Source organism: Haloarcula rubra, from assembly GCF_019599465.1.
In the GTDB taxonomy this organism is placed as follows: Archaea; Halobacteriota; Halobacteria; order Halobacteriales; family Haloarculaceae; genus Haloarcula; species Haloarcula rubra.
Window position 1 is genome coordinate 1 of sequence record NZ_RKLR01000036.1, and the last position, 2644, is coordinate 2644.

Consider the following 2644-nt stretch of genomic DNA (forward strand, 5'->3'; position numbering starts at 1 on the left):
CAACTGCAAAAGGCTCTTAGCAACCGTTTCTTTGACTCGCTCGACGAGCTAACAGCAGCGATCGACGCCGCTCTCGACAAACTCTCTGTTCCTAAAGTGAGTAATTACTTCTAGTGTCTACTATAGTACCGGCAGGGCGCTGCCGACTGCTGTAGCTGACAGAACGTGTCGTCGGCGACGGCAGGGCACGCCCCGTCGCGTTCACGGCAGGCCGTCTGTGGCGTTCGTGCTGGTATCGCCCGTCGTCACAGCAGTCAGGCTTCACCCCCGGTCACAACGGGCGTGACACCGCCTGTGGTCGCTTTCAGCGCCGTGCCATCCAACAAGTCGAGGCCGACGTACCGCTGGTCGAGCAAGCCCTCGGCGGTATCGATGTCCAGTTCGAGAATCTCGGTGGGTGTCTGCTGTCTGCCCACCTGTCGCGTCGACTCGGTGACGTCGTCGCCGCCGAGGTCGAGTAGTGTTTCCCAGACACGGTGGACCGTCTGGCGGTGTGGTTTGTGGCCGAGTTCGGCCGTGAGGGCCGTCGTCAGATCGTCCCTGGTCAGGAAGACGCTGCTGCCGTCGTGGCGCGTCGTGGCGAACTCCGGCCAGCGTTTGGCGACGCGGATCGCTCGGTAGGTGTTCTGGCGGTTGGCCTCTGCGACGAACGCGTTTTTGATGGCGGCGTCGCGACAGTTCGCGAAGAAGTCCAGCGGTGAGCTACTCGGTTCGACGCCGGCCGGGAGAGAGTCGTGGTCGTCGTCGGCCTCGAGTTGCTGGGCTTTCGCGACGGCCGTCGTCGCGATATCGTGAGTCTTCGTCTGGTCGGCTTCGAGGTCCTCGAGGTGGCTCGCCTGCTGTTCGGTCTTGGCGCTGGCCGTCGTGGCGACGTCGTGTGTGCGTTCGATGTGGGTTTCCAGGTCCTCAAGTTTGGACTGCAGGTGGTCGGTCAGGTCCAGGAGCGTATCCAGCAGTGTTTCGAGGAGTGGGTCGACGTCGTCGGATATGTATTGGTCGAGGAGGGTGCGGATGTCCTCTGTGGTTGGTGTGTCAAGGTCGATGTCGATATCGAGGTGTTCGGCGTCGTGGTCGTCGACGAGACTGTCAGTCTGGTCGGCAGTGGGTTGGGTCGTCATCTGCAGGCCCGCGCTCGGAATCGAACCGAAGCGTGTCGACCACGACGCGGGCGAGTGCTGTTGCTCACTGGTGGGTGCTGGCGCTCTCGAGGGTGGTTTCGAGCGAGGTTGGCTAGCGGTGGTTACCCGGGTGGGTCAGGGTGTGCAGGCATCACCACCAGAGGTCGTGTTGGGTTGATGATCCTGGGGTGGCTGGATGTAGCTCATCGGTTACACTCCCGCGTGTTGGTGGCGCCTTCATGGAAGATATCGGTGAGGTCGCCGACGTGGCGATGCAAGAGACTCCAGCCGTCTTCGGTCAGTCGGTAGGCGTTGGTGCGGTCGTTGAGTGGCTCACGCGTGATGAGGCCGGCCTCGACCAGTTTGTCGAGGTTCTGGTACATCCGGCTGTGGTTGATGGGGTCGTCGTAGTGGTCTTCGAGGTACGTCTTCAGCCCGAGTCCGTACGGGGCTTCGTCTCGGGTCGTGAGGGCCGCGATGGCCTGCAGGAGGTCACGCTGGAAGCCCGAGCACTCGTGCCACGTGGTCATGGGTGTGCTCCGAGGGTGGTGTAGGGTGGTCGGTGGGTTTCGGCGCGTGGTGTGTGTGGTGCTGGTTGACCACAGTAATTGGGAGCTGGGTCATCTTGCCGGTGGTTGGGCATGTGTGGATCTGGGTTGTAGCGATGCCTCTGGTCGAGGTGAGGTGGGTTTGTTATCATGATTTGTCGGTGGCCTGTCTCTCGTGGCTGGTGTGGCCTCTACATGGACCTGTTATACGCTGCCCATTTATTCTTTCCGGGCAAAATAATTTCCAGAGCTGCTTTTACTAGGTGTTATCATTCGGCCTCCAGAACACACTGACAATGGCTGGCCGTCCTCCTACGGTAGAAGCTGCCGAGGTAATGAGGGCAATTGCACTGCATCCTGAACCGGTTGTCACAGCAAGAGACATTAATGAAGAACTTGGGCTCGAACCGGATAGTGCTCGAGAGAGGTTAAAATCATTAGCAGAAGAGGGATACCTTAAAATGAAGCAACCCGGTAGCTCTGCCCTAGTATTCTGGATGACTGATAAGGGCCGAGAACTCCTCTCGGACTCGGAATGAGCTCAACAGCTATTCTATAATATACCATACTTTGGCGGAGGAACCAACTCGTTTCTCAGCAATTTCCTCACGGTCGCAAAGCTTCATTAGACGGTAATTCGCTGCTTCATTCGTGATATTGAATTCTTCAGCAACCTCACCAGCAGTCACGCAGGGATCATCATGAGTACGAACAAACTGTAAAATAGTCTCATCGCTCACCACCGGTCTATCCGAGTTTGAGTTGGTGGTCATCAGTTACCAATTATTTATCCCGGGACAAAGAATTTATGGTGATGGCATAACATAATCAAACTGGAACACGCGCACAGCTGGCACTGTCTAGTTCTGGATGACCTCACCTGGCGTTTTGCCGTCGAGTGCCTGGTTCGGTCGTTCGTGGTTGTAGTGGTGTCTGAAGCGTCGTAGCCACTGTTTCGCGCTGGATTGACTGCCCCTC

5 protein-coding genes and 1 pseudogene are annotated in these 2644 nt (G+C 57.9%); 2 read left to right on the forward strand and 4 right to left on the reverse strand.

The genetic code is table 11. From position 1 onward, the window contains the following. Window positions 1-114 (forward strand): annotated as a pseudogene (locus EGH21_RS23975) (IS630 family transposase); the annotation flags it as partial. A 140-nt stretch (window positions 115-254) separates the two neighbouring features. Here the strand turns inward: EGH21_RS23975 and EGH21_RS23980 are convergent. Then, window positions 255-1118, reverse strand: a complete 864-nt coding sequence (locus tag EGH21_RS23980) for a hypothetical protein (RefSeq protein ID WP_220620916.1) — start codon at window positions 1116-1118, stop codon at window positions 255-257. 203 nt (window positions 1119-1321) lie between these two features. Continuing rightward, window positions 1322-1648 carry a PadR family transcriptional regulator gene (locus tag EGH21_RS23985; protein WP_220620917.1) on the reverse strand — a complete coding sequence of 109 codons (327 nt, stop codon included), beginning with the start codon at window positions 1646-1648 and terminating at the stop codon, window positions 1322-1324. 314 nt (window positions 1649-1962) lie between these two features. Between EGH21_RS23985 and EGH21_RS23990 the strand changes: the two genes are divergently transcribed. Next, on the forward strand, window positions 1963-2205 hold the full coding sequence (locus EGH21_RS23990; RefSeq protein WP_220620918.1) for a helix-turn-helix domain-containing protein: 243 nt from the start codon (window positions 1963-1965) through the stop codon (window positions 2203-2205). A gap of 9 nt (window positions 2206-2214) precedes the next feature. Here EGH21_RS23990 and EGH21_RS23995 read toward each other — a convergent pair whose 3' ends face one another. Beyond that, window positions 2215-2439 carry a helix-turn-helix domain-containing protein gene (locus EGH21_RS23995; protein ID WP_220620919.1) on the reverse strand — a complete coding sequence of 75 codons (225 nt, stop codon included), beginning with the start codon at window positions 2437-2439 and terminating at the stop codon, window positions 2215-2217. 87 nt (window positions 2440-2526) lie between these two features. Continuing rightward, window positions 2527-2644: integrase core domain-containing protein (locus EGH21_RS24000; RefSeq protein WP_220618984.1), on the reverse strand; the 118-nt coding region annotated here is incomplete at its 5' end.